Origin of the sequence: Cohnella herbarum (genome assembly GCF_012849095.1) — a bacterium.
Classification (GTDB): Bacteria; Bacillota; Bacilli; order Paenibacillales; family Paenibacillaceae; genus Cohnella; species Cohnella herbarum.
In genome coordinates this window covers 5,898,501-5,924,156 of sequence record NZ_CP051680.1, presented here as the reverse complement: position 1 = coordinate 5,924,156, position 25,656 = coordinate 5,898,501, and the positions used below count along the sequence as shown (strand labels likewise).

The following is a 25,656-nucleotide window of genomic DNA, read 5'->3' as shown; positions in this document are numbered from 1 at the left end:
CATGGCACAAGAGGCCGGAACAGCTCTTTCTCGGAGCGTTCCGGCCTTTTGTACGCATAGCAGCGCAATCACTTGGTGTGTCTATGCCCTCCACCCGACACCCGATCCTTCAAATCCGCGGCTTCTTGCTCGGTAACTTCATGAGGGCTGTATTTCGCTTTTTCGTACAATTCAAGTAAGTGCGCGCGTATATTCAATAGCCGTTTCCAGTAGGACGCATTCTTATCGTTGTCCGGCTTTGCCTCGTCGGCTTGCCATCTCTCGATGCCCTCCAGCGTTTCGGCCGGCGTAAGACTTGCGTTAAAAGCATACCCCTGCCCGATTCCGGTTACGACCGCTTCCTCGTACAGTCGGCGCACCTTCTCCGGGTTGCTTAACTGCTCCCAAGCCGGTTGCTTCCGTTGCCGACGAAACAAGGAATCGATAAGACCCGCACCCTTTTTCTTTCCTTCCCGGATACTCCTTCTTTCTTCCACGTACGGAAGCTTCTCGGCTTTCTTCTCCCGCAGCAACCATTCCCGAATGGATTGGAGAATCTTTTGCAACGTCCACGTCCGGTCTTTCCACAGTAACCGAATAAACCAAATGGCCCCGAAAGCGGCGACCGCGGTCATGATCCAGAAGAAAATGTCCCATAGAACGGACTTCTTCCCTTTTTCCTTGGTCAGCTCCTCCATTCCCGGCGGATTCTCCATCGTCTGCGGCGGAGGAATGAACCGATCCGGATCGATCCAGCTATTGTTCGGATTAATGACCTGCTTCGGCGTGAGCCATTGCTGTCCGTAACTCGCGGTTAACGCAATAACGACCAGCCCGACCGCAAGGAAGATCATCAGATATTTGCGGCTAGCCATCCTTACGGGTCTCGTCACGATCCCATCGTGAATGCCGGCTTCATTGATCAGGCTCCTGTTAAGCGCATAGAACCATACGATAACCCAGCCGACGGCCAATACAATAAATACGAGCCGGTCATCCGCCCAAGCTTCGTTCCGGGAAGTAAGAATGTGCGCGACGCAACAGACGCCGAACGCAAGCCCGTAGTTCCAATGCCGAAGCGTTAGAAATCTCCCTCTCCAGATCAGGACGCACATCCCTATGAAGACCGGAAGGTCGTTCGTATATCGTCCGATCCCGACCGAGAGCAGGACAACGAAAATCGCGATCATCGCTAACCTGCGCCATAACGGCGGGAACCGGTAAAGAAATAGACCCACAATAAAGAAACCGAGAATACCGGCGAAAGTGGCTAGCTTACCCGATATTCCTAAATTAACCGAATAGACTAGCCACAGGGGTAACCAGATCAATCCTTCAACGATAACGCGCAAGCTTAGCTTCCCAAGTCCTGGCGACCTTAATAGCGGCTGATCCATCACGCAGCCCCCTCCTTGCCCATAAGCAGCAATTGCACGGAGTTCCCTTGGCCCCGCAATTGACGAATCAATTGTTCCTGCTTCCGATCGACGAAAGCCGACAGGAGCATATAATTCATCCCGCGCGTCCGCTCGCCGATCAATTGTTCCAGCAAATACGACAAGCCCAGCGTCGTTTCCGGCAGGAAGCCAGCCATTGCCTCCAGCAGCGTATTCATGTGCGCCGCTCCGGACTTCGTCGGTGCCCGAAATACCGTTCCGGCGTTGCCTTCGACCATACCGTTGTAGATGAGGCCTGCTTTGCCGCCTCCGCTGATCATATACTGAGCCGCGGAAGCGGCATAACTAAGCGCTTCCTCGAAGCTATCCCGCGAAATGCGGACATTATGGGCGGAATCAAGCAGTTCCGCGTTCAAGATGATCGTCAAGTCATTGTCTTGCATGCTTTCCCGCTTATGTACAAGCAGTTCTCCCGACTTAGCCGTCGCGTTCCAGTTCACCATGCGGAAAGAATCGCCCTGTCTGTACGGACGGATTCCCGCGACGTAATAGTGATCCTCCATGATCGGACTGATCATGCTTCTCACGCTCTGCAAAAACTTCCTGGCATCCAAGGGAAAATCGCTTAACTCTTTTAATCTAGGATACACGACAATCTCGCAGTCCGCCGCCTGCGTAACCGATTTACCCGACACCCCTACGACGTCTCCTAGGGCCAACGTGAAGCTTGCGATGCGATACCGTCCGCGCTGCGGACATACGATCTCGTGTTTCCTTACGATTTCCGTATAAGAGGGAATGCTGAATACGCTCGCATGGTTCTGCAGTTGATCCCCGCGATTGATCGCCATATGCGCTTCCCGGTTCTTGAATACAAGCTGCGCGGGAAGCAAAGACTCTACCCGCAGCCATGGGAGCGGGAGACGCTTGCGATTCGCAATCGTCTCTTGCATCACGACCGTTTGACCCGCATAGATTCGCGACGAGCTGAACGTTCGGTCATAGGTGACGGCTTTAAGCCCGAACATAGAATAAACGAACCGTTGGATCAAATAAAGCAAAGTCATTATGATCACGACCCAGACGATGACCGCCATCTCTACCTCGACTCCAATACCGCTTCGGTCGGAACGGGGATTCCCGCAACCACGGCGTCCAGCAACCGGTCGGCAAGATTCGTTTCTCCGCGGAAGGTGTCTTTAAGAATGATCCGGTGAGCGAGAACCGGCTTAATTAACGCCTTCACGTCGTCGGGAAGCACATAGTCTCTCCCTCGAAGCAAAGCGCGCGCTTGGGTTGCTTTTACGAGCTGCAAGCTTCCTCTCGGGCTTACCCGAACGAAATATCCGGATGATTGCGCGTAGCCGTCACGATCGCGATGATGTAACCGTAAACCTCATCGCTTATATATACCGTAGGCACGAGGCTCTGCAACTCCATAATTTCTTGTTGGCTTATGGCTGGTTCCAACGTATCTAACGGATTGCGACCCGTAAACCTCCGCAAGATCGCCAATTCCTCATCCGCCGTGGGGTAACCCATGGAGACGCACATCATGAATCGATCCAATTGCGCTTCGGGAAGAGGAAACGTACCGTGATTATCGATTGGGTTCTGAGTTGCGATAACCATAAAGGGAGTTTCCAACGGGTACGTCACTCCGTCGATCGTAACCTGCCTCTCCTCCATGCACTCCAGCAAGCTGGATTGCGTGCGCGGCGTTGCGCGGTTCAATTCGTCCGCTAACAACAAGTTCGTAAATACGGGACCTTGACGCAGTTCGAAGCGACCGGCTTGTTGGTTATAGAAATTAATGCCCGTTACATCCGACGGAAGCAGATCCGCCGTAAATTGGATACGGCGCATCTCGCAGGCCAATGATCTGGCCAGGGTTTTCGCGAGGAGCGTCTTCCCCGTTCCCGGAACGTCTTGCAAAATCAAATGTCCTGAAGATAATAGTCCGATTAGCAGTTGCTCTAGCACTTGGTCTTTCCCGATTACGACGGAACCTACGTTGCTGGCAACAGCCGAAAGCTTCTGCTGCAGGATCTGTTTATCCACGACAAAAAACACCCTCCTCCGTTTCCTACATTTTAACAATAACGGAGGGGGGTGTGAATGGCGAGAATTACTTATTCGATAGGGGCAGATCCCTTATATTCGTTGAAAGCGTTTATGTCGAGCTACCGGTCACGCCAAGGCTTGAACTCTTTGCTCCTGCGGCTCGACGGATCGGGCGCCGCTTGTCGGCGAGAGAACGGGGGTTTCTTCCGAAGGCTCCTCCGCCAATCCGTAAGGCAAACAAAGCGGAGCCCCCGTACGCGGATCCGGAATAATATCGGCATCGATATTGAACACCTCGCGCAGCATCTGCGAAGTCATGACCACTTCCGGATGTCCTTCGTATAATACCGTTCCGTCCTTCAACGCGACGAGATGCTGGGCGTATCTCGCGGCATGGTTCAGGTCATGCACGACCATGATAATCGTACGTTTCTGTTCCTTGTTAAGCTTCTCCAGCAAAGTCATGACTTCCATCTGGTGAGCCATATCCAGGAACGTCGTCGGCTCGTCGAGCAGCAACACTTCCGTTCCTTGCGCCAAAGCCATGGCGATCCACGCGCGTTGACGTTGACCGCCGGACAAGTGGTCTACGGGTCTGCCGCTGAACGTCGTCATTCCCGTTGCATGCAATGCCCAATCGATCATGCGGTTGTCTTCCGCGGACAGATTTCCGAATCCCTTCTGATGCGGGTAACGCCCGAATGAAACGAGTTCCCGCACGGTCAAGCCCTCCGGAGAAGACGGATTCTGCGGCAAAATAGCCAGGTTCTTGGCTACTTCCTTCGTCGGTTGACGGTGAATGAGCTTGCCGTCCAAATATACGCCGCCCTGCACGGGGGTAAGTATGCGGGCCATGGACTTCAGAATCGTCGATTTGCCCGATCCGTTCGCTCCCACCAGCGCCGTAATCCGGCCGTCCGGCACGCTTAAATTCAATTCTTGCACGATTTGCCGACTGCCGTATGAAAGGGATAACTGATTTGTATTTAACCGTGACATCGTTGCAATCATCCTCCGTTATGAACCGATCTCGATATACTTCCTCGCTTTGAATGATAATGGTTCTCATTATCATTGTCAATGATAAATCTTCGAGCTTTACGTGTAACGTTAATATTTCCCTAATAAAAAACCGACTCTCCAATAACACTTCCCTTTAATAATAAAGACATTCGAAGTAAAAGGTGGCGGAAGGCGAATGCAGTTGCTTCATAAGATCGGAGGAAATCCCATCATAGCGGCCGTTCGGAAAACTGAGGATTTAACGACTGCCTTGAACAGCCCCGTTACGAACCTATTCTTCATGGGCGGCACGTTAAAGGAAATCGAAAGAAGCGTCAAACTCGCTCGGGATGCAGGCAAGGGAGCATTTATTCATATTGATCTCATCCGCGGGTTATCGAGCACCGATCGGGAAAGCGTGGAGTGGGTTGCCGAATACGCGGGGGCGGATGGAATCGTTACTCCTAAGGGACACCTAATCAAAGAAGCGAAACGACTCGGCTTATTCGGAATATTGCACTTGTTCGCGATTGATTCCGGCGCTTACGAGAACGGATTAAAGCTCTGCAAGCAAATCGAGCCCGATGGCGTCGAACTCATGCCCGGAGTCATCGACAAGGTCATCCGCGGGTTTGCTCATGAGCTGGAGAACACGCCGATCGTGGCCAGCGGGTTGATTCAAACGCCCGACGAGGTCGCCGCCGCTTTATCCGCAGGCGCAACTTCCTTATCCGTCAGCGATCAGACGCTATGGCATTTGAGCTTCGATCAAATCCCGGATTAGATTTGATATAAAGCGACGATTCTTTTAACACGAAGATAACAAACACGAGATAACATAAGAAATGTAGTCGGACAATCGTCCGCAGCATTCCACTAACTTCATATCATAACGATTTTTGTTTAGAGTGACGACCAAGAGAAAGCTCTGAACGACAATCATACGGGCGCAGTGTCTGTATGTATTGTTGTTCGGAGCTTTTTATCATATCCGAGGAGGAAACTTCAATGATTAAGTTATTTACAGGATCGCGCTGGAAGGCTATTGGTTTGCCTTTCGTCTTCCTTGCCCCCGCGCTCGCGCTTTACGCGATTTTCTTCATTTACCCGTTTGCGTTCACCTTTATCTTAAGCTTCCAACATTGGGACATGATCGGTCCGGATAAGCCGTTCGTCGGCTGGGACAATTACGTATCGCTGAATCGGGACGAAGTGTTCTGGAAGTCGCTTAAGAATACGTTCCTCTACATGTTCATGACTATGCCTTTATCGTTGATAATAGGCTTCCTGCTGGCATTGATTCTGGAAAGCTTGATGCGGGGACGAGCTTTCTATCGATTCGTGTTCTACCTTCCCGTTGTTTCGTCGATTGTCGTTATCTCTATTCTATGGAGCATGATGTACGACCAGCAGCACGGCATCGTTAATGAACTGCTAAGCGTGTTCGGTATCGAAGGCCCTAATTGGTTGTCCCAAAGTTCGACCTCCTTGTGGGCGGTCGCAATCGTCGGAATATGGAAAAGCTTCGGTTACGAGATGCTCCTGTATATTTCAGGTTTGAAGGCGATTGACAAAGGGCTATACGAAGCGGCTTCCATCGACGGAGCGGGGCGGTTACGGAAACTTGTCCATCTCACTCTGCCTCTCTTGTCTCCTATCACCTTGTTCATCGTCATCATGGGTATGATTTCTTCGTTTCAGAACTTCGCGCTGATCAAGATCATGACGGGCGGCGGTCCCAACAACTCGTCGAACGTACTGGTCTATCAACTATACCAGGAAGCCTTTCAATTTTTCAGTATAGGCAAGGCTGCCGCTATTTCCATTCTACTGTTCTTGATCGTATTGGCCATAACCGTCGTACAGCTAAAAATTTCCCGTAAACTCGTACATTATTAATTCGACGCAAGGAGGCTCGCGCTATGATTCGATACCGCAAACTGACCGAGGAAACGGTTAAGCAACTGCTGCTTCTCGGCCTGGTAGGCTTGGTTCTGCTTCCGATCTTCTGGATGATCTCGATCTCCTTGCGTTCGGAGGAATACGTCTTCTCTGGTCACTTGCTCTGGACGGGCCCGATCCATTGGGATGGGTACAAAAAGGCGCTATGGGACATCCCGTTCTTCGATTGGCTGGCGAACAGCTTGAGAATCGGCGTATTGCAGACGCTTGGACAATTATTTATCGGGGCGTGCGCCGCATTCGCTTTCGCCTATTACCGTTTTCCGGGGCGCGACATTCTGTTCCTGTTCGTGCTCATGACGATGATGATCCCGATGCAAGTCACGCTAGTCCCGACTTATCTCATCGTGAACCAGATGAACGCGCTGAATACTTTTTCCGGAGTCATCGTGCCGCATCTGGCTAGCGGTTTCGTGATCTTCCTGCTTCGTCAATCGTTCCTGACCCTGCCGAAGGAGTTGGCGGAAGCGGCTACGATAGATGGATGCGGCCCCCTTCGGGTCATGTGGAACGTGTATGTTAGGCTGTCCGGAACGATTCTGTGGACTTTGGGAGTTCTTTCGTTCTTAAGCAACTTCAACGAATTCAACTGGCCTCTGCTCGTTCTGACGGACTCGGAGAAAATGCCTTTGCCGCTCGCCTTTCAATATTTCCGAAGCGAAACCCAGATGGAATGGGGGGCCACCATGGCGCTCGCTACCTTATCTATGATCCCGGTGCTGATCCTCTACCTGATCGCCCAGCGTTACATTGTTGACGGATTCGCTCAAAGCGGCGTTAAAGGTTAGCTAGCTGCTTTGAATAATATATAAATCCAAAGAAAGAGGAGAAATCAAAATGAACAAAGCTTGGATGAAATCAGGGTTATTGCTTATCTTGTGTATCGCTTTGACGGCGTGCGGAGCAAAGGCGGACAATGCCGGCGGTGGTTCTGCCCCGTCAACGTCAGCTTCATCAGAGGCAACCGAACCGACCAACGGCGGACCGGTCGAGATCGAATTCTGGAATATTCTTAACGCGGACTTATCGAAATCGCTCGTCGACGCCTACAACAGTTCGCAGAACAAAGTCAGGGTCAAAAGCGTCTTCGTTCAGAACAGTTACGAAGGAATCGTCGAGAAACTTCAAGTTCAGGCGGCGGCCAAAAAATTGCCGGATGTCGTCACGAACGGGTTACTGTATACCCGGTTCGCATCGGAAACGATTCACGCCGTCCCGCTGGATACTTTCATCAAGCAAGAGAAATACGATACTTCCGACTTCTATCCGAGCATGCTGAATCTGGGTAAGAATGGGCATGGGCAACAGATCGGGTTTCCTTTCGGGATCAGCACCCCTGTGCTCTATTACAATGCGGATCAATTCCGCGATGCGGGTTTGAATCCCGATTCGCCTCCGCAAACTTGGGAAGAGCTCCCCGAAATCGCGAAGAAGCTGACTCGGAATGGACATTTCGGCGTCAATATGGCGATCGATTTCGGCTGGCTGTACCAAGCGTTAATGGAGACTTACGGCGGAAGGATGATGTCCGCGGACGGCAAGTCGGTTGGACTAGACTCCGAAGCCAGCATTAAAGCGGTTCAAACGATCGTCGATATGGTAACGAAGGACAAGTCCATGCCGTTGCTGCAAGGAACCCAGCCTTTCGAGTCGATGGCTAAAGGCGACATCGGGATGCTCGTGCATACGACCGCCGGTCTTGGAATGATTGCGCCAACCGCCAAATACGATCTGAGAACCGCACCCTTCCCTACCTACCAAGGTAAGCAAGTCGTTCCGGCCGGCGGCTCTAATCTCATGATTTTCACGATAGATAAGGCAAAACAAGAAGCGGCTTGGGACTTTATCAAGTATTTAACGGACGCGAAGCGTTCGGTTCAAATTTCGACCTCCACCGGTTATATGGTCAGCCGCGTCAGCGCGTACGAAGATCCCGACTTGCAGAAATTCCTGGAGGAGAAACCGTACTACAAAGCGACATACGGACAGTTGGAGACCATGGTACCTTGGTTTAACTTTCCGGGCACAGGCGGTACCCGCGTGCAGAAGATCATCGCCGATCAGATTCAAGCGGCATTGCAAGGCCAGAAATCGCCCGAAGAAGCGATGAAGGAAGCTGCCAAACAAGCGAATTCGCTAGTTCAATCTTAATAAAAATCGGAGGCTGTACCCATGATGACGCATAAAATGATAATCGACGAAGAGAAGCTCAACACAAGCAAAAGACCATGGTTCGGCGAGCTTCCAGCTCCGACCGGAGACGACTACGACTTTGCGATCCTTAGCGACAGAACGGGCGGAGCGGTCTACAACATGTTCGAGAAAGGACTTGAAGCAGCCAAAAAGCTGAAACCCGAGTTTATCGTCTCCATCGGCGATCTAGTCGAAGGATATTGGACCGACGAGCAAGAAGCGCACGAGGAATGGGACAAGATCGACGGATTGCTGTCGGAGCTCGGGATTCCGGTATTTCAAACGGTAGGCAATCATGATTACGGAACGGAAACGATGATCAAAGTATGGCACGAACGCAAAGGCTTGGACTATTATGCGTTCCGTTACCATAACTCGCTATTCCTTATCGCCAATACGGAAACCGAGTTATTGCCAGTATCGGAGCAGATGGTCGAGCGAATACAAACGTTAAACCGGCATCTGATCCGGAATCCGCAATCGTCGTACGGAGACGCTCTGCAAGGAACCGACCAAGAAAGCGCGTATGCCGGATTCGAAATGACCGAAGACAACTTGATCCATCCTCATCTCAGTCACGAACAAATCGATTTTTTCGAACGAGTATTAGCGGACAACGAAGACGCGGAGTGGACATTCGTCTGCTTGCACCAACCGGCTTGGAAAAAAGCCGATCCTATCTTCGAACGACTTGAAAGCCTGCTGGTCAATCGCCCATATACCGTCGTATCCGGTCATGTACATTACCTTGAGGTAACCGAAAAGCAAGGGCGGCAATATATTCAAATGGGCAAAACGGGCGGGATTCATTGTTTCGAAGGCAAAGGAGACGTTCATCATATTTTATCCGTGAAGGTGCGCGACGGCGTTCCCCGGATCGAAGTCGTGTTATTGGAAGGAGAAGGAGGGGTCGATTCGCTCGATAACTACATGAAGGAGAAAGCAGGACAACGATAGAATGGAGTTTGCCGATGAATCGCGTAATCGAGAAAAATACGAAGGCGTTGTTTTTCGACCTGGACGGCTGTATCTATTATGGCCGGAAGCTAGCCGAACGCGCGAACGAATTACTGGAATTGCTTCGATCCGGCGGCATCCGAATCGGGTTCATCACGAACAATTCCAGAGAAGACGCCGCCGAAATAGGCCGAAAGCTATCCGGAATGGGCCTGCGCTTGAACGACGAACAAATCGTTAACGCAACCGAAGCCGTGGCTAGCTATTTGACCGAACGATATGGACGCGTAAACGTTAAAGTCGCGGGGAGCGAGAGCTTGCGAAGAGCGATTGCCGGCCAAGGACATCGGCTTCTTGAATGGGAAGCGCGGGAAATCGCGGATACCATCGTCATTGGAAGGGATACCGAATTCGATTACCGACGGCTTCAGCGGATCGTGGACGAATCTTTCCGCGGCGCCCGGCTTCTCAGTACGAACGCGGATCGTTCGCATCCCGGCGAAGACGGAAGAGTGATCCCGGAGACCGGTTCCCTAATGGCTGCTATCGAGTCGATTGTGGGCTCCTCCGTTAAGAGTATCGGCAAACCCGACAATTGCTTGTACGAATTAGCCATGAGAGCCTATAAGCTTACCCCTTCGGAATGCGTCATGGTCGGAGATAATCTCGCTACGGATATCGCGGGCGCTGATCGGATCGGGATGAAATCGGTATGGATTCGTCAATCCGGTTCGGACTTACAAGACCGCCTGCCGATTAAACCTACCTTTACCGTCGGCAAGCTATCGGAATTGTACGAGTTATTGTTATCCGAACGGGAATACTCCGATTATCGAGTATAGCAGCGTTCTTGCGGATTGCAAAATAAAAACCGCCTCCCGCGAATTGCGGAGGCAGTTTTTATTTATTCACGAAATCAATCGCCAAACAAGTCGCCGAAAACATCCATCATGCTTTTCTTTTTCTTATATTTCGGATATTGGGAATGGCCGTGATGACCATGCTGCGAGTATTGCTGTTGCGGTGGGTAACCCTGTTGAGGCTGCTGATAATTCTGTTGTTGAGGCGGGTAATTCTGCTGAGGCTGCTGGTAGTTCTGCTGAGGCGGTTGCGCGGCTCTCGGCGCTTCCTGTTTAGTAGAGTCCCCGTAGTACCATTCGTTATAGTCTTGGCGGACTTCCTTGACCTCTTCCATCAACTTGTCCAATTCTCCCCGATCGAGCCATACCCCCTTGCAGCTAGGGCAGATATCGATCAGAATTCCGTTCTTCTCTACTTCTCTCATACGAGTTCCTTCGCATACCGGACAGTTCATTACGCGTTCCTCCCTCATTCAATAGCTTACCCTATTCTATTACGGAAGAAACGCGGTTCAGGTTCCTTGCATTTCATGAACCTATCCGCGCTTGGCTTTATTACATGTCAACCGATAGGTTCGCCCGTAGCCGCGGGCGAATCTCACGATATTCCGAATCATCGATGGATCGTCAAGTTTCGTGAACGGACAAGGATCGGGTCTCGTATTCACTTCGAGAATCCACGCTCGATGCTTGCGATCCACGGCGATATCCAACCCCAGCTCTCTCATTCCGGGATAAGCCAGCGTGAACCGGCGTGCCGTTGAGTACGCCAAGCGGTTAAACTTCTTGAGCAAGCGCAAGGTCGTCTTCGGACCGACCGTCCGCCGCAGCAACGATCGCGCGCCGTGAATGCTTCCTCCTTGACTCCCGTTCGTCACCGCCTTGCCGGGATGCGCTACTCGAGCTGCCGTCCCCGTAACTTTCCATCCGACCTTTCGCCCCTTTTGGATCATGACTCGGAAATCGATCGGTCTGCCGTTATGCCTCAAGACGTGAATACCTCTCTGTACGAGATACTCCTTCCTGCCCATCCGAGGAAACAGCCAACGGTACATGGCGCCGAAGGTGGCGAACGAACGCCGACTCATCCCCGCCTGAACGGTCCAGCCTGCGCCGGTTCGATCGATGCGCATAACCCCGATTCCAAGGGACCCCGACACCGGCTTGACGTAAACCATTCGATAGCGGTTCAACGATGCCATCAGCGTTCCTTGCGTCAGACGCCGGGTAGCGGGAATATGGGCGGCTAACGCGGGATCCCCGGCTAACACCTTGGTCTTAATCCACTTGCTGGACACCGCGGTCTCATTACTCATTCGTATCACCCGTTCCTCTCTTGGCAGAATTGGTATGGCTCATAGCATACTGTATGGCTATCCGCACAATAAGGAAGGGCTGTTGTCTACCCGCAAAAGAAGAACCTGCTTGGATCCCGTACATATAAATGAATAACATCCTTAGACGGCTAGAATGGAGGGAGATCGCGTGCGCGAAGATCGGCTTACGCGGAAAATTCGGCAAGTTCTCGACGTCTTCCCTTGGTACGCCCGGATGCTCGCGGCGGAAGGCGCGGATATCCGGACGGCGCAATCGCTGCAACTGCTACCTTTAATGACGTCCGAGATGCTGGAACGTTATTATTATCAATCCGGGCCGCCCTTCGAGCCCCGGGACAACATGACGTGTTACCGTACCTCCGGAACGAGCTCAAGGCGCCGGAAAACCATTTACTACTCCGCGGAGGACGAACGCCGGTATATTCGGATCAAAAGCGGGCTTTTTAACCGGATTATCGCGCCGTTCGGCATAACTACCGCGTTATCCGATATGGGTACGGGCCACGCGGCCAGCACCGCCCCGGAAACCTTCGATCGCATCGGCATCAAAGTAGATACGATCGCTTTCCAGCAACCGATCGAAGAGCATCTAGAACGGCTGAGAACGCTACGTCCCCAACTCCTATATACGATGCCATCCATCCTCGATCGTATTTTGGCCGCCTCCGCGGAGGATCCCTCCTCCTACGGCATTCGACAGGTGGTGCTCGTCGGAGAGATCGCATCCCCGGCGTGGCTTCGAAGCGTTGCCGAACGCCTGTGGCTAGCGCCGGAGAGCATTACCGACACTTACGGCTCGATCGAGATCGGCACGATCGCGTACTATTCGCATGAACACGGAAGGTATCTCTTCGCCGAAGGCATTGAGGCGGAAGGAATCCCGGCTCAGGCTTTGTACGACGATATCGAGCCCCTTCCAGAGAACGAATCCGTGCTCGTATTAACTTCTTGGGCTCGCGATCTATTTCCCGCGATCCGCTACGTGACGTACGACATCGTGCGGGATTTACGTCCGATCGTCGTGAAGGGGCAAAGCCGGATGAGCTTCCAAGCCATCGTCAGGCGAATCGGCACGGAACTGAAGCACGGAGAGAAAATAAGCGTCTACGATATCGAGGACGTCGTGTACCGCCACTTGAAGGAGGCGACCGTGCGCGTCCATGTTCAGTCCAACGCCCTAACGGTGCATATCGATAGCAAGGACAAGACTCCGGAAATCTATGAGCGTATCGAATTGGAATTGCAGGATCGTATACCGGAGATCGGCATTATGATCAGAGGCGGGCTGCTTCACGCTATACGCGTCGTTCCGTCGGAGATTTCCTACGACGCTCGCGTCCTGAAACACAAGAGAATTTTCTACGACTGAGGGGAGAACTCTGACTTATGGCCACGGATATGGGCATTATGGACGGGATGTGCCGGACAATCGGCCGCACGCCTCTCGTTCCTCTTCGTCGCTTGTTTCAAGATGAGCCCTACCAGGTGTACGGCAAGCTCGAGATGATGAATCCCGGCGGAAGCGCGAAGGATCGCCCGGCCTTGTTCATCGTCCGCGAAGCGATCCGATCGGGGGAAATCCTTCGCGACACGACCGTCATCGAATCCAGCTCCGGCAATATGGCGTTAAGCTTGGCTCAAATCTGCAACTATTTGGGCTTGCGCTTCATCTGCGTCGTCGACCCTAGGACAACGGAGGCTCATCTGAGATTGATTCGATGTTTGAACGGAGAAATCGAGAGAGTCGAACATCCGGATCCGGTCAGCGGAGATTATTTGCCGGCCCGTATTCAACGTGTTCAAGAACTTCGGCAGCAAATCGGAAACTGTTATTGGACGAACCAGTACGGCAACCCGAACAACTATAGGGCGCATTACGAGACGACGATGCCGGAAATTCTGGAGCAGCTGTCTCAGGTCGATTATTTGTTCTGCGGAGTCAGCTCGTGCGGAACGATAAGGGGCTGCGCGGAGAGACTTAAGGATAGCGGGCTGCCCACGCGGATTATCGCCGTCGACGCTCAGGGGAGCGTCATATTCGGCGGGATGAAGGGGCCTCGACAGTTCCCGGGTTTAGGCGCGGCGCTTCCTCCTTCCATCAATCGCAAAGAATTGATCGACCGCGTCATCTACGTGTCGGAACGGGAGTGTATCGAAGGCTGCTTGGATCTCGTTCGGCAAGAGTCGATCATGGCCGGCGCTTCTTCGGGCGGCGTTATTGCCGCTATTCGGGCCATGCGCGATGACATTCCGGATGGCGCCGTATGCGCGGCTATCCTTCCTGACCGCGGTGATCGTTACATGGATACGGTATATGACGAGGAATGGGTGCAGCGGCATGTCACTGGCGCATGATGAAGGGCGGGCCGAAAATGATTTACTTAAATAACGGGCATATCCTCCGGATCGGGATTGATTGGTCTCTGTTGACCAACCGAATAGAGTCGACCTTGCGAATGTTGGATACGCCGGAGGTCGTCCAGCCGCTAAAGCCCTATTTGCGGTTCAGAAACCCCGCCAACCGAATCATCGCCATGCCCTCCTTCGTCGGCGGGGATACGGAGATCAGCGGCATCAAGTGGATCGCCAGCTTTCCGGGTAACGTAGCGCTCGGCAAACCCCGCGCGCACAGCACGATCGTCCTTAACGATCCCGCCGACGGAGTGCCCATCGCGATTCTGGTCGGCGGCGTGCTCAGCGAGCTTCGGACGGCAGCGGTCAGCGCGGTCATGCTTCGGCATTATTTCGCGTTAGAACGCCGGAGGAGCTACAAAGTCGGAATCATCGGCTGGGGCCCGATCGGGCGCCGGCATATGAAGATGCTGTTAGCGTTGTATGGCGACCGGCTGGACGGCGTGCGATTATTCGATCTTAAGGGCATTGATTCGTCGTCTCTAGATTCACGAATGCAAGCTATGACGCGCATTGCCTCCGATTGGCAAGAAGTTTACCGGAATAGCGACATCGTCTTCACCTGTACTTCCTCGGCAACCCGCTTTATCGACGAACTCCCTCCTCCGGGCTCCTTGCTCATGAACATCTCTTTGCGCGAGTATTTGCCGGAAAGCCTTCACGCCCTCAAGACTATCGTCGTCGATAACTGGCAAGAGGTTTGCCGCGAAAATACCGATATCGAGCTGCTTCATACGCAGACGGGATTAACCGAGGCCGATACCGTTACTTTGCGGGATGTCGTATACGGAGGGGCTTTGAAGGGCGTCGCGGCCTCCGAGCCTATTTTCTTCAGCCCGATGGGCATGGCCGCTTTCGACATGACCCTCGCCGCCTATTATTGGCGGGAAGCGGAGCGGCTCGGCATCGGAGTTAGATTGGAAGGATAAAGTTAATCTAGCATCGTTGGATCGTCGTTGGATAAGAGCAACTTTTTGATCCTCGTTGGATAAGGGTATCTAGTGATCGTCAGTTGGATCGTCTCCTTCATTTCGGATTCCGCCCGAGTTTTGATACACTAGTAGAGGAAGAATCATTGAAGGAGGAATATCTATGATAGTCGCGATCAATACGATAAAAATCAAATCCGGTCACGTTGGAGAAGTCGTCGAAAGATTCAAAAACCCGAAGGGCGTGCAGCATGCGCCCGGTTTTGTCCGTATGGAGCTGCTGATCGAAGCCGGCGAGGAACATGACGAGCTCAAGGTTTGCACCACTTGGGAAAGCCGCGAGGCATTCGACGGATGGGTGAACAGCGACGCGTTTAAGCAGGCTCACGCCCACTCGCGTCCGAAACCGCCCGAAGGAGCCGCTGCCGGCGAACAGCCTAGCCACGGCGGTCAGCCTGCCCATGGCGAACAGCCGAAACCGGGCTCGGGCATCATGCTCGGCGCCAAACTCAGCGTTCATGAAGTCGCGTTCTCCTTCCCGGGGGAATAAGGATAGCACACGCACCGAGCGAATCTGTCGGCACCCTCTCGTCACCTGTGCCGCATTGGGGGCGGGATAACGTTATCCAGTAACGTTATTGGTCGTTGTCGGGGTCGGATGAGCTGCAATAGAGTGATCCCATAACGTTAACTCTGAGCAGCTGACTCGAATCGCTCCTCACCGAGGCAAATAGCGTTATGCCGTAACGTTATTGCCCTTGTCGGAGCCGGTTGAGCTGGAATAAAGTGATCCTGTAACGTTATTTGCTTGAGGGTCGGTGCAATAACGGACGCACTCAAGCAGCCGCCTTACCCGCCCGATCCATACCCTCCAAAACCAAAACAGGCGAGATCCATCGAATGAGATGGAATCTCGCCTGTTTTATTTACGCCAGCCTTCTCACTTCGCGTTCTTGTTCGCGGCGATCTGCTCGGCAAGCTCGTTGAGCTCCGTCCAACGCTCGAGCAAGCCGTCCAGCTTGGTTCCGAGGCGTTGCTGCTCCTCCGCAAGCTCCTGAAGACGAACGGAGTCGCTGCTAGAAGCCTCCATTTGCGCGGCGACGGACGATATCGCTTCTTCCGTTTCCGCGATCCAATCGTCGATCTGCTCGAAGTCCTTCTGATCTTTATAGGACATCTTGAGCACCGGCCGTTCCTTACTCTCCGGCTTCGCGGACACCGCTGCGGAAACGGACGCATTACCCTTCGCGGGAGCGGCCGCAGCCGCTTTCGCCGCTTCTTGCCGTTCCGCGAACGCCTGATAATCGGAGTAGTTGCCCACGTGGTGCGACACGATGCCGTCGCCCTCGAACGCAAGAATGCGATCGACGGTGCGATCAAGGAAATAGCGATCATGGGAAACGGTAACGACGACTCCCGGGAAATCGTCCAAGTAATCTTCCAGGACCGTCAGCGTAGCGATGTCGAGATCATTGGTGGGCTCGTCCAGGAGCAGTACGTTGGGTGCATTCAACAGCACTCTGAGCAATTGCAGCCGGCGTTTCTCCCCGCCCGACAGCTTGGAAATGACCGACCACTGCATCGAAGGGGAGAACAGGAACCTCTCCAGCATCTGTCCCGCGGATATCGTGGAGCCGTCCGAAGTTTTGACCTGGTCCGCCCCTTCACGAATATACTCCATGACCCGAAGCGATTCGTCCATCTCTTCGTGCTCTTGGCTGAACCAGCCGAGCCTCACCGTCGTGCCGAGCTCCACGGTTCCTCCGTCGGGCACAAGTTGGCCCGCGATTAGCTTGAGCAGCGTCGACTTGCCGCTCCCGTTGCGTCCTACGATTCCGACTCTATCCTCCGGTACCGCAATATAGCTCAGATCTTTGATCAGCGTCCGATCGCCGAATCTTTTCACGAGATGCTCGATCTCGATAATCTTCTTCCCGAGCCTCGAAGAAGCGATCGACACGTCCATCTTGCCCGCGGCCGCTTTCGGCCCTTGCTCCTTCAGCGCCTCGAACCGATCGATCCGCGCCTTCTGCTTCGTCGACCTGGCTTGCGCTCCGCGGCGAATCCATGCGAGCTCGTTGCGCAGCAAGTTCTGGCGTTTGGCTTCGCTGGCCGCTTCCCGCTCGTCCCTCTCCAGCTTTAGCTCCAGAAACCGGCTATAGTTCGCTTCGTAGAAGTAAGCGCGGCCTTGATCGAGCTCGATGACCCGGTTGCTGACCCGGTCAAGAAAATAACGATCATGCGTGATCATAAGCAAAGCGCCTTTACGCTTCTGAAGCATGCTTTCGAGCCAAGCAACCGAATCGTTATCGATATGGTTCGTCGGCTCGTCGAGAATAAGCACGTCGGAAGGCTGAAGAAGCGCCGCCGCCATCGCGACCCGCTTCCGTTGTCCTCCCGAGAACGTCGATACTTTGTCGTCGTAGTTCAGGATGCCAAGCTTCGTGAGCGCGGTCTTGGCTTCGCTTTCCAATTGCCAAGCCTCCAACTCGTCCATCCGCTGATTCGCGGCAACCATGCGCGCTTGCAACCGCGCGTCCTCCGGACTCCGAGCCAACGCCTCCAAAATCTCGGCATAGTCGCGAACGGCTTTTAACTGCGGAGATTCCCCGCCGAGCACATGCTCCAGAGCCGTCTCGTCGGGAGCGAACGCCGGATCCTGCGCGAGCATTCGAAGCACGACCGACCGGCCGATCGACACCTTACCGGAGTCGGCGGGCTCCAGTCCCGCGATCACCTTCAGCAACGTCGATTTTCCGGTGCCGTTTACGCCGATGATTCCGACTTTATCTCCGGTTTCGATACCGAACGTTACGTCCTCGAACAACATTTTATCGCTATAGCTTTTCGATATATTTTCAACGGATAACAAATGCATATCTCATCTACCTACTTTATCGCTAGAATACGGAACTACTCCCCGTATCATATCATAAAAATCCAACCCGCTTATTTCATTCTAAACGCGCGTACGAAATAGATGGCTAACGTTCCGAAGAGGACACCCAAAATAATCGGCAAAGACCATAACCCTAACCCATCCCCGTAACCTTTGCCTACTTTTACGGATATCCATGTGATGTAGCCGAATAACGCAACGACTTCAAGGTTTATCCAGCCTAGCAGTTTCCTTGCCAATAAATATTGCGCTGCCGCGTTCTGTTCCGTAATCGGAAGGGGATAATTATAAACATGCGGGAATTTGGACAAAACGGTTAATCCGCTATACAAAAGCAAAGAAACGATCGGAAGGATAATCAGCGTCCACTTGCTCCCCCACCCGTCGACTTGCCCTTTGCCGTTGAAATGAATAGGAATTCTGTCCGGCATATCCGTCCATTGCACACAAACGTAAACAATCGACCAAATCATCGCGATAAGCGTCGCCGCACTGAGCATTTTCTCGAGTCCCGTAACCGGAACGTTAAGCTTGGGTTGTTGCTTCTCCACATTCATCATGCTGCTAACCTCCGGAAAATAAATGCCATGTACTAACTATATCCTTTTTTCGGGGAAAAGGGCTACTCGCTTGAGTGAAATTGTGTAAATCGTGGAAAACTAACCATCCATCGTTCCTATTCCAGCCTGTTTAAGTTGGCCACCTATGTGGTTAATATTGATTACTATGACTATCGGAGGGTTCAGCATGATATTCAAACATATTCTAGTCCCCTATGACGGCTCTAAATCATCCGCGAGAGCGTTGGATAAAGCCATCGAACTTGTTAAGGGAAACGCCGCCACACAGCTCACCGTTGCGCATGTCATCAATCTTCAGCCGGTTGTCCTTGCGGACATGACCTTCGCCCAGCCCGATGCCTACCAAGATCAAGTGAGGGAGCAAGGTAACGCGATTATCGACAAGGTTAAGGAAATTACGGGGGATTTGCCATTGTCGGACGTGGTCGTACTCGCGGGTTCTCCAGCTCAAGCGATCATCGATTATGCCGAGAACAGCGACTGCGATCTCATTGTCATGGGCAGCAGGGGACTAAGCTCCTTCAAGGAATTGATGGTCGGCAGCGTCAGCCACAACGTCATCCTTCATGCGCATATTCCGGTTATGATCATGAAGTAAATTCTGATCAAGAAAGCGTCACAAATATAGCGAAACTGCGCACGGAGAAGTTCATCTTCTAACGCTTGCGCTGTTTCGCTTTTTCTTTTTCTTTTTCTTTTGTTGTAGCCAAAAATCCGGTTGTATGGACTTGACTTGTAAATCCGCAAATTCTCGTTTACACTAATACATAGATTTACGATGCATAGATAAACGACAATATGAGATCGAGGGAAAAAGTTATGAAAATCAATAAGGAACTCATGAAGGGCAGTACCGTCATCCTCATCATGACGCTACTCGGGCAAAAAGATATGTACGGGTACGAGATAACCAAAGAAATCGAACGCAAATCGGACGGCGTATTTACGCTAAAAGAAGGAACGCTGTATCCGATCTTGCATACGCTTGAAGTCGAACGGTTCGTGGAGGCGTACTGGAACGAGGAAGGCGGCCGGAAGCGCAAATATTATCGGATTACGGAAGAAGGACGCAAGCAGCTTGGCGAGAAACAACGGGAATGGTCTTTGTTTCGGACGACTGTCGAGCGCGTCATCGGGGAGGGGCACGCATGAGCCACAGCCTAGAACGTCACCCGGAGGTCAACGCCTATCTCCATAAAATATGCGCGCAAGTAAAGGCCAAAGAAGTGCACGAGGAGATTAGACACGAGTTGCTCAGCCATCTGGAGGAACTGACCGCGGAGAGGGTTGCGCAGAGCGGTATGCCGGAAGAAAAGGCGATGATCGAGGCGCTGCGGCACATGGGCGATCCCGAGCAGGTGGGCAAGCAACTACATACCGCGCATAAGCCTAAGCCCGAATGGGGCGTCATCGCTTTGGTTGCCGGAATGTTTCTAATCGGACTCGTATCGATGTTTACGTTGCGCCTTTCCGTAGACGGCATGATCGACCGCAAACTTGTTTACGGCTTCGTAGGTGTCGCGGTTATGATCGGGCTCTATTTTGTCGATTATCGCAAACTGATTCGCTACTCCTGGGTCTTGTACGGAGCGACATTGCTGCTCATGGCGGCGGTTCATTGGCAAAGCGTTCAGGTAAACGGCGTTACTCAGTGGCTTCTCTTAGGTCCGTTCAACTTCAATGTGTATGCGGCTTCGCCTTATTTGCTCCTTATCGCCATTGCCGGCATGCTGCAGAGAAAGAAACCCGCAGCGCAAGGCTTGCGCGAGGAAGCCGTAGAGCTTGGGAAAGACGCCGTCTTATTCATGCTAATTCCCGCGTTATTATACGTACCGGCGCCCGCTTTCGCCTATTTATTAATTTATGGCTTTGGTTTAGCCGTTCTTCTGCTGGTATCCGGGAAAATGAAGCTATTGATTACTGGATTGAGCGCGCTTGTTCTTATGACGGTTCCGGTACTTCTTAACGGGTCGTTCGATTATGAATGGAGCAGATTGAGTGCGTTTTTGAATCCGGATACGCATGCGCAGACAGAAGGCTACTTGGTATTACGCTCCGTGGAAGCTATTCAATCGGGCGGCATGTGGGGGCAAGGCTTCGGCATCGTTAATGATAAGTTGCCCTTAGCGTCGAGCGAACTGTTCTATTCCTACTTGGTTTACAACTTCGGTTGGGTGTTCGGTATTGCCGTCGCCTTGCTTGCGTTCTTGTTCGTCGTAAGGATAGCTCGTATGGGAGCCAAGCTTCAAGACTCTTATGCCAAAAACCTGGTGGTCGGTTTGATAGCGGTACTGGGCATTCAATTGGCATGGAATTTGCTGATGTGCGCGGGATTGCTGCCAATACTCGGGCTGAGGCTGCCGATTATGAATTGGAGCTCCGGCATGGTGATCGAATTGGCGGCAGTCGGTCTTATTCTTAGTGCATATCGACGCAAAGATATGTTCGGAAGCTCTTATCGGCCTCAACCGACCAAGGTCTGATGGAGCTTCTCGCAAAAAGTCCATTATTGAAAATTTTGTATTTCGTTGCTATGATTAAGTCACAAATCAACTATGTGTCACTGGCGGAACATGGGTAACCATGAGGGAGCGCATAGATATCTAGCCGTACGCCTGGGCAGAGGTAAGGGGAGAGTCTTCCCTTGCCTCTTTATGTTTTGATCCGAATAGAGAGGGATGATGAAATGTTGCCGGAAACATTGATTTTGGATGGGAATCGGGTCGCGACAGACATCAAAGAAAGCTTGTCGGGGGCAATCCAGAGTTTAGCGAAAAGAGGAATCGTTCCTTGCCTAGCGACTATTTTAGTCGGTGACGATCCTTCATCGGCTACCTATGTAAGGATGAAGGGAAACGCATGCAAGCGACTCGGTATCCAATCAATTCGATTAGATCTTCCTAAGGATACATCAACGGGTGAATTAATCTTAGCTATTCGTAAACTCAATGCCGACCCCAACGTTCACGGAATATTGTTGCAGCATCCCGTTCCCCATCAAATAGACGAAAGGGCCGCATTTGAAGCTATAAGCATTGAAAAGGACGTAGATGGAGTGACCACTCTGGGATTCGCTCAAAACGCCTTCGGTTTCGCCGACTTCCCTTCCTGCACTCCGGCAGCGATCATTGCGATACTAGACTATTACAATATCTCAATAGAAGGAAAGCATGCTGTCGTGATCGGGAGAAGCCCGATCCTTGGAAAACCCGTATCCATCATGCTCTTAAACCAAAACGCGACCGTGACGACATGCCATTCCAAAACAACGAACTTAGAAGATATTGTCCGTTTAGGCGATATTGTAGTAGCAGCGGTCGGTAAGCCCAGATTTGTTAAAGGCGATTGGATAAAATCGGGAGCAATTGTACTGGATGCCGGTTACAATGAGGGGAACATAGGGGATGTCGACTATGATGGTTGTTTGCTTAAAGCTTCTGCGATTACTCCCGTCCCCGCAGGGGTCGGGCCGGTAACGATAGCCGCATTGCTCAAGCACACCGTTGCAGCCGCTGAAAAATTAGCTAAATAGCAAACATCAACAATAAAAGAGGGTTGGCCATGTCCAACGGAAAGCATGGCCAACCCTAAAACGATAAACTCACTTGCTCATATTGCTGCGATACTCGCTCGGAGTAATGCCCTCTTTCCCCTTGAACGCGCGGATGAACGTATTCCGGTTGTTAAAGCCGACGGCCTCCCAGATGTCGCCGATCTTCCGCTCGGATTGGGCCAGCAGTTCTTTCGCTTTGCGGATTCTAAGATCGAGCAGGTATTCCTGAAAGCCTACCCCGAGCTCTCTCTTAAGCAACCGGGACATATATTGCGCGGAGGTGTTATATTTCTCGGCCAACATCTCAAGATGGATATCCTCGTGATAGTGCTGGCTAATGAACGCTTTGAACGACCCGACGTCGAACTTGTCCTGGCTCTCGCCGCAGACGGTCGCGACATTCTCGAAGTAAGCGAAGATCGATTCCGTAATCTCGTCGACGGAAGGAGACTCGTTGGACAAGATGAAGCCCGTATACGATTTGCCGATTTCTCCGTCCAGCTCCCTGTCCCGCTGCTTCAGAACCTGAAGCCCTATCATGTAGAACCTCATATACAATTCGCGAAGTAACGGGGCGGTGATCCCGGCGGACAAATTGTGGCCGATAATCTGCTTCAACAGACCGTGCAGTTCCTCTTTCTTGCCGGACAGAAGAAGATTGAACAATCGGTTCTCGTCCTCCTTGCTTAACAAGTATCTCGTTACGTCGTGCTCATTGTCCGCTTCGGTGAAAGTATAGACCCGTTTCCCGTCGAACGGCGAGATGCGCCAGAGCGCCTTCATCGCTTCGATGTACGATTGCCGCATGCCCTTATATCCTCTGCGCACGCTTCCGATGCCCGCATGAACCCTCAGGAAGTCCTCGTCCTTGCGGAACAGTTCCACGATATCCTCGCAATACTTTTGATATAACACTTGATCGGCCCCTTCGGGAACGTTCACCAACAAGCAGAACAAATGCGAATCCATCTCCAGCAAGTAACAAGGATAGTCCATCGGCAGCAAGGACGTCAGCAATTTCGTTAGCATTCTCGACGAATCGTTCTGAAACGATTCGTTGAAGGAATCATAGAACGGCTTGCGAAAGTTGAACTGGAACAAGGCGATCATGAAATGATCGTTCTCGAACGAGAAGCTGCCGTTCTTCTGGTAGGCCTCCACGCTGACGTCGTCGTATAGGTAATTGTATTTCAGCATTTTCACCAAAAATTGCTCGTTCGCGAGCGGGAGCGCATAGGAAAGCTGCTGATTCAGCGTTTGCACGTTGTTCATGATTCGTCCGATTTCGTCGTTCAAATATTCGAATTCGTTCATGGAGCGTTTGCCTTTCGTCTGAGGTCCGTTCAGGCGATCGACGAGCGACTTAATCGGCGCGTACAGGTTTTTGCTGAAGGCAACGGACAGAATCAAGCTGAGCAGCAGCGTGAAGATCGCCGAAACCCATCTTAGTTTCTCCATATTGCTCAGACTGCTGCGGATGTCGTTCTCGGGTACCCCGGCAATCATGACGACGTCGTTATAGAAGAAATTCGTATTGAGGGTGACGACCCTCATTTTTTGTTTTTTATAAACCGCTTGCGATTTGGAATCGGGAGCTTCGAGAAGGCTGCCCATGAAAGCCTGCAACTCCGGATTGCGAACGAAATCCGGCTCCGACGAAGCGAGCATGGTCCCGTTCTTGTCGGCGATGAACAACACGCTGCCCGGCGTGAGCTTGTAATCTTGCAGCAGTCGGACGATGTATTGGGCATTCAGATTGATCACGTACAGATTGTTGGACCAGTACTCGGCGATCTTCGATTGAACGATAGGAATAATGACCTTGCCTTCATTACGTTCCGATCCGCTGGTCTGCGATGGAGGCAATATGGAGAACAGCTTGTAACCCGAGCTATGCGTTTTCCAGAATTCGGCCGGGTACTCCTCGAAACGATACACTTTGTCATAGAAGTAGGATGCCGAGTAAGTCCCCTCGTTGCTGATGATCAAATCGTCTTTGCGTTTAAAGATATAGGCGCTGTCGATAGAGGAGTCGATGTATTTAATCCGCGCCAAAGAGCGAACGCTTTGGCTAATATCTGCGTACTTGGCCGTTCCCTCGGCATCCCCTTCCCCGGAGAAAACGCTTAGAACGCTCGGATCGAGCGAAAGCAAAAAGTTGGATTGGTAAATACCCTCGAACAGATGGTTAAGCGAAGCGGCCACGTTGGAAAGCGAACTGTCGTAATTTCTTTCGATTCGGGTTTGAACGTATTGGAGATACACGTTATAGGTCACGAAATTAATGATTTGAATGAGCACGGAAATCGAAACGAACAAAATAATGAAACGGAAGAAAATGCTCCGGAAGCTTACTCTCCACATATTCGCCAACCGCCCCATGCACATTTCCCCCCTTTCAATAAACAGAGCCTAGAAACAAAGGGTATTATGTACGCCGCGCGCCGTCAATAACCTCATCCGCCGCTAATCCAAATAGGTAGAAAAGTGTTACATTGTCCGTTTTTGTGACTTCCGGGAAGTAGAATCGTGTGACATCGGAGCGAGATTGGCCGTAGGAAGCCGCTTTCGGATGTGTTTGGATAAGGGAAGACAAAACCGAAGGAGGTTGGTTATGCGGGTGAGTCCCTACTTCAAACGCTACAATCACTACTATCTCATGCTCGTGCTGCCGATCGCGTATTTCCTTATTTTCAGATACGGACCGATCGTAGGCAACGTGCTCGCCTTTCGTAAATACGTACCCGGCGGCTCGATGTACGGGGAGGAATGGGCCGGGCTTCGATACTTCAAGATGTTCTGGAACGACCCGACCTTCTGGGCGGCTTTCCAGAATTCGATCCTGCTCAGCGTCCTGAATCTGGCCATCACGTTCACGCTTCCTATTCTGTTCGCTCTGCTACTGAACGAAATTCTGAATAAGAAGCTCAAGACGATCATCCAGACGATCTCTTATTTCCCTAACTTCGTCGCGGTCGTCGTCGTCGTGGGAATACTGAAGGAAATTCTCTCGCCGACGAATGGAATCGTGAATTCCTTCCTTGGACAGTTCGGAATCGATCCGATCTTCTTCGTGAACGAACCGGGCTGGTTCCGCGCGATCTACATTTCGTCGGACATTTGGCAGTTCATGGGCTGGAACGCGATCATCTATACCGCGGCGTTAGCATCGGTCGACACCCAACTGTACGAAGCCGCCGAAATGGACGGCGCGGGAAGATGGCGTCAAACGTTCAGCGTGACGATTCCGCAAATTCTGCCGACGATATCCGTCGTGCTCATCATCTCGCTCGGCTCCATGCTTACGCTCGGTTTCGAGAAAGTATTGCTGCTCTATACGCCGAGCAATTCCACGACAAGCGACATTATCGATACTTTCGTCTTCCGGATGGGCTTGCAGAACAACAATTACAGCTATGCGACGGCCGTCGGCTTATTCGGCGGATTGATCGGGCTCATGCTCGTATCGGCGGGCAACTATATCTCTAGAAAAATATCCGGCTTTTCTTTGTACTAATCAAAAAATGAGAG

General features: G+C 52.0%; 23 protein-coding genes, 1 pseudogene and 1 riboswitch. Of the genes and pseudogenes, 15 read left to right on the top strand and 9 right to left on the bottom strand.

Annotation, left to right across the window (positions count from 1 at the left end):
* Nucleotides 1-68: 68 nt before the first annotated feature.
* The 4 genes and pseudogenes from HH215_RS25275 to HH215_RS25260 form a co-directional block, all read right to left on the bottom strand.
* On the bottom strand, nt 69-1,376 hold the full coding sequence (locus tag HH215_RS25275) for a hypothetical protein (protein ID WP_169282414.1): 1,308 nt from the start codon (nt 1,374-1,376) through the stop codon (nt 69-71).
* Nucleotides 1,376-2,473: a DUF58 domain-containing protein gene (locus HH215_RS25270; RefSeq protein ID WP_169282413.1), complete on the bottom strand. Its 1,098-nt coding sequence runs from the start codon at nt 2,471-2,473 to the stop codon at nt 1,376-1,378. Before HH215_RS25270 ends, HH215_RS25275 begins: the two co-directional genes overlap by 1 nt.
* A gap of 2 nt (nt 2,474-2,475) precedes the next feature.
* Nucleotides 2,476-3,437: pseudogene (locus tag HH215_RS25265) on the bottom strand (AAA family ATPase).
* A 129-nt stretch (nt 3,438-3,566) separates the two neighbouring features.
* On the bottom strand, nt 3,567-4,439 hold the full coding sequence (locus HH215_RS25260; RefSeq protein ID WP_169282412.1) for an ABC transporter ATP-binding protein: 873 nt from the start codon (nt 4,437-4,439) through the stop codon (nt 3,567-3,569).
* 199 nt (nt 4,440-4,638) lie between these two features.
* Here HH215_RS25260 and HH215_RS25255 point away from each other — a divergent pair, with 199 nt between their 5' ends.
* The 6 genes from HH215_RS25255 to HH215_RS25230 all read left to right on the top strand — a co-directional run bounded on the left by HH215_RS25255 (nt 4,639) and on the right by HH215_RS25230 (nt 10,396).
* Entirely contained in the window at nt 4,639-5,226 is a 588-nt protein-coding gene (locus tag HH215_RS25255; protein WP_169282411.1) for a glycerol-3-phosphate responsive antiterminator, read from the top strand.
* A 224-nt stretch (nt 5,227-5,450) separates the two neighbouring features.
* A complete protein-coding gene (locus HH215_RS25250; protein WP_169282410.1) occupies nt 5,451-6,341 on the top strand; it encodes a carbohydrate ABC transporter permease in 891 nt (296 codons plus the stop codon).
* A gap of 23 nt (nt 6,342-6,364) precedes the next feature.
* A complete protein-coding gene (locus tag HH215_RS25245) occupies nt 6,365-7,192 on the top strand; it encodes a carbohydrate ABC transporter permease (RefSeq protein ID WP_169282409.1) in 828 nt (275 codons plus the stop codon).
* 49 nt (nt 7,193-7,241) lie between these two features.
* Nucleotides 7,242-8,555 carry an ABC transporter substrate-binding protein gene (locus HH215_RS25240; RefSeq protein WP_169282408.1) on the top strand — a complete coding sequence of 438 codons (1,314 nt, stop codon included), beginning with the start codon at nt 7,242-7,244 and terminating at the stop codon, nt 8,553-8,555.
* Between the two features lie 21 nt (nt 8,556-8,576).
* Nucleotides 8,577-9,554 carry a metallophosphoesterase family protein gene (locus HH215_RS25235; protein WP_169282407.1) on the top strand — a complete coding sequence of 326 codons (978 nt, stop codon included), beginning with the start codon at nt 8,577-8,579 and terminating at the stop codon, nt 9,552-9,554.
* Between the two features lie 14 nt (nt 9,555-9,568).
* A complete protein-coding gene (locus HH215_RS25230) occupies nt 9,569-10,396 on the top strand; it encodes an HAD-IIA family hydrolase (protein ID WP_169282406.1) in 828 nt (275 codons plus the stop codon).
* 74 nt (nt 10,397-10,470) lie between these two features.
* Here HH215_RS25230 and HH215_RS25225 read toward each other — a convergent pair whose 3' ends face one another.
* On the bottom strand, nt 10,471-10,869 hold the full coding sequence (locus HH215_RS25225; protein ID WP_169282405.1) for a TFIIB-type zinc ribbon-containing protein: 399 nt from the start codon (nt 10,867-10,869) through the stop codon (nt 10,471-10,473).
* Nucleotides 10,870-10,950: 81 nt separating this feature from the next.
* On the bottom strand, nt 10,951-11,730 hold the full coding sequence (locus HH215_RS25220; protein ID WP_169282404.1) for a YheC/YheD family protein: 780 nt from the start codon (nt 11,728-11,730) through the stop codon (nt 10,951-10,953).
* A gap of 169 nt (nt 11,731-11,899) precedes the next feature.
* Between HH215_RS25220 and HH215_RS25215 the strand changes: the two genes are divergently transcribed.
* From HH215_RS25215 to HH215_RS25200, 4 genes are all read left to right on the top strand, one after another.
* The gene (locus tag HH215_RS25215) at nt 11,900-13,120 is read left to right on the top strand and encodes a phenylacetate--CoA ligase family protein (protein ID WP_254450220.1); all 1,221 of its coding nucleotides are present in this window, start codon (nt 11,900-11,902) and stop codon (nt 13,118-13,120) included.
* Nucleotides 13,121-13,137: 17 nt separating this feature from the next.
* Entirely contained in the window at nt 13,138-14,106 is a 969-nt protein-coding gene (gene sbnA, locus HH215_RS25210) for a 2,3-diaminopropionate biosynthesis protein SbnA (protein WP_254450219.1), read from the top strand.
* 17 nt (nt 14,107-14,123) lie between these two features.
* The gene (locus HH215_RS25205) at nt 14,124-15,092 is read left to right on the top strand and encodes a 2,3-diaminopropionate biosynthesis protein SbnB (RefSeq protein ID WP_169282402.1); all 969 of its coding nucleotides are present in this window, start codon (nt 14,124-14,126) and stop codon (nt 15,090-15,092) included.
* A 163-nt stretch (nt 15,093-15,255) separates the two neighbouring features.
* Nucleotides 15,256-15,642: an antibiotic biosynthesis monooxygenase gene (locus HH215_RS25200; protein ID WP_169282401.1), complete on the top strand. Its 387-nt coding sequence runs from the start codon at nt 15,256-15,258 to the stop codon at nt 15,640-15,642.
* 390 nt (nt 15,643-16,032) lie between these two features.
* Here the strand turns inward: HH215_RS25200 and HH215_RS25195 are convergent, their stop codons facing one another.
* Both HH215_RS25195 and HH215_RS25190 read right to left on the bottom strand, forming a co-directional pair.
* Complete coding sequence (locus HH215_RS25195) at nt 16,033-17,970, bottom strand: ABC-F family ATP-binding cassette domain-containing protein (RefSeq protein ID WP_169282400.1); 1,938 nt, start codon at nt 17,968-17,970, stop codon at nt 16,033-16,035.
* Nucleotides 17,971-18,041: 71 nt separating this feature from the next.
* On the bottom strand, nt 18,042-18,551 hold the full coding sequence (locus tag HH215_RS25190) for a DUF1648 domain-containing protein (RefSeq protein WP_169282399.1): 510 nt from the start codon (nt 18,549-18,551) through the stop codon (nt 18,042-18,044).
* Between the two features lie 187 nt (nt 18,552-18,738).
* On the opposite strand from HH215_RS25190, the gene HH215_RS25185 reads away from it, so the two are divergent.
* The 4 genes from HH215_RS25185 to HH215_RS25170 all read left to right on the top strand — a co-directional run bounded on the left by HH215_RS25185 (nt 18,739) and on the right by HH215_RS25170 (nt 22,104).
* Nucleotides 18,739-19,170, top strand: a complete 432-nt coding sequence (locus tag HH215_RS25185; RefSeq protein WP_169282398.1) for a universal stress protein — start codon at nt 18,739-18,741, stop codon at nt 19,168-19,170.
* A 221-nt stretch (nt 19,171-19,391) separates the two neighbouring features.
* Nucleotides 19,392-19,724, top strand: a complete 333-nt coding sequence (locus HH215_RS25180) for a PadR family transcriptional regulator (RefSeq protein ID WP_169282397.1) — start codon at nt 19,392-19,394, stop codon at nt 19,722-19,724.
* Nucleotides 19,721-21,055: an FtsW/RodA/SpoVE family cell cycle protein gene (locus tag HH215_RS25175; protein ID WP_169282396.1), complete on the top strand. Its 1,335-nt coding sequence runs from the start codon at nt 19,721-19,723 to the stop codon at nt 21,053-21,055. The genes HH215_RS25180 and HH215_RS25175 overlap by 4 nt, the downstream gene beginning before the upstream one ends.
* Nucleotides 21,056-21,121: 66 nt before the next feature.
* Nucleotides 21,122-21,200, top strand: a riboswitch (ZMP/ZTP riboswitch).
* A 58-nt stretch (nt 21,201-21,258) separates the two neighbouring features.
* The gene (locus HH215_RS25170; RefSeq protein WP_310735624.1) at nt 21,259-22,104 is read left to right on the top strand and encodes a bifunctional 5,10-methylenetetrahydrofolate dehydrogenase/5,10-methenyltetrahydrofolate cyclohydrolase; all 846 of its coding nucleotides are present in this window, start codon (nt 21,259-21,261) and stop codon (nt 22,102-22,104) included.
* A 69-nt stretch (nt 22,105-22,173) separates the two neighbouring features.
* Here HH215_RS25170 and HH215_RS25165 read toward each other — a convergent pair whose 3' ends face one another.
* A complete protein-coding gene (locus tag HH215_RS25165) occupies nt 22,174-24,507 on the bottom strand; it encodes a helix-turn-helix domain-containing protein (protein WP_169282395.1) in 2,334 nt (777 codons plus the stop codon).
* A 232-nt stretch (nt 24,508-24,739) separates the two neighbouring features.
* On the opposite strand from HH215_RS25165, the gene HH215_RS25160 reads away from it, so the two are divergent.
* Nucleotides 24,740-25,642 (top strand): ABC transporter permease, encoded by a 903-nt coding sequence (locus HH215_RS25160; RefSeq protein ID WP_169282394.1) that lies wholly within the window; start codon nt 24,740-24,742, stop codon nt 25,640-25,642.
* The last annotated feature ends 14 nt before the right edge of the window (nt 25,643-25,656 follow it).

Excerpts from the sequence above, each read along its gene's own strand:
- HH215_RS25225 (WP_169282405.1), bottom strand. The coding sequence starts at position 10,869 with ATGAACTGTCCGGTATGCGAAGGAACTCGTATGAGAGAAGTAGAGAAG.
- HH215_RS25230 (WP_169282406.1), top strand. The coding sequence starts at position 9,569 with ATGAATCGCGTAATCGAGAAAAATACGAAGGCGTTGTTTTTCGACCTG.
- HH215_RS25165 (WP_169282395.1), bottom strand. The coding sequence starts at position 24,507 with ATGGGGCGGTTGGCGAATATGTGGAGAGTAAGCTTCCGGAGCATTTTC.
- HH215_RS25250 (WP_169282410.1), top strand. The coding sequence starts at position 5,451 with ATGATTAAGTTATTTACAGGATCGCGCTGGAAGGCTATTGGTTTGCCT.
- HH215_RS25275 (WP_169282414.1), bottom strand. The coding sequence starts at position 1,376 with ATGGATCAGCCGCTATTAAGGTCGCCAGGACTTGGGAAGCTAAGCTTG.
- HH215_RS25240 (WP_169282408.1), top strand. The coding sequence starts at position 7,242 with ATGAACAAAGCTTGGATGAAATCAGGGTTATTGCTTATCTTGTGTATC.
- HH215_RS25255 (WP_169282411.1), top strand. The coding sequence starts at position 4,639 with ATGCAGTTGCTTCATAAGATCGGAGGAAATCCCATCATAGCGGCCGTT.
- HH215_RS25220 (WP_169282404.1), bottom strand. The coding sequence starts at position 11,730 with ATGAGTAATGAGACCGCGGTGTCCAGCAAGTGGATTAAGACCAAGGTG.
- HH215_RS25205 (WP_169282402.1), top strand. The coding sequence starts at position 14,124 with ATGATTTACTTAAATAACGGGCATATCCTCCGGATCGGGATTGATTGG.
- HH215_RS25190 (WP_169282399.1), bottom strand. The coding sequence starts at position 18,551 with ATGATGAATGTGGAGAAGCAACAACCCAAGCTTAACGTTCCGGTTACG.
- HH215_RS25195 (WP_169282400.1), bottom strand. The coding sequence starts at position 17,970 with ATGCATTTGTTATCCGTTGAAAATATATCGAAAAGCTATAGCGATAAA.
- HH215_RS25270 (WP_169282413.1), bottom strand. The coding sequence starts at position 2,473 with ATGGCGGTCATCGTCTGGGTCGTGATCATAATGACTTTGCTTTATTTG.
- HH215_RS25235 (WP_169282407.1), top strand. The coding sequence starts at position 8,577 with ATGATGACGCATAAAATGATAATCGACGAAGAGAAGCTCAACACAAGC.
- HH215_RS25200 (WP_169282401.1), top strand. The coding sequence starts at position 15,256 with ATGATAGTCGCGATCAATACGATAAAAATCAAATCCGGTCACGTTGGA.
- HH215_RS25175 (WP_169282396.1), top strand. The coding sequence starts at position 19,721 with ATGAGCCACAGCCTAGAACGTCACCCGGAGGTCAACGCCTATCTCCAT.
- HH215_RS25245 (WP_169282409.1), top strand. The coding sequence starts at position 6,365 with ATGATTCGATACCGCAAACTGACCGAGGAAACGGTTAAGCAACTGCTG.
- HH215_RS25260 (WP_169282412.1), bottom strand. The coding sequence starts at position 4,439 with ATGTCACGGTTAAATACAAATCAGTTATCCCTTTCATACGGCAGTCGG.
- HH215_RS25185 (WP_169282398.1), top strand. The coding sequence starts at position 18,739 with ATGATATTCAAACATATTCTAGTCCCCTATGACGGCTCTAAATCATCC.
- HH215_RS25170 (WP_310735624.1), top strand. The coding sequence starts at position 21,259 with ATGTTGCCGGAAACATTGATTTTGGATGGGAATCGGGTCGCGACAGAC.
- HH215_RS25160 (WP_169282394.1), top strand. The coding sequence starts at position 24,740 with ATGCGGGTGAGTCCCTACTTCAAACGCTACAATCACTACTATCTCATG.
- HH215_RS25180 (WP_169282397.1), top strand. The coding sequence starts at position 19,392 with ATGAAAATCAATAAGGAACTCATGAAGGGCAGTACCGTCATCCTCATC.
- sbnA (WP_254450219.1), top strand. The coding sequence starts at position 13,138 with ATGGCCACGGATATGGGCATTATGGACGGGATGTGCCGGACAATCGGC.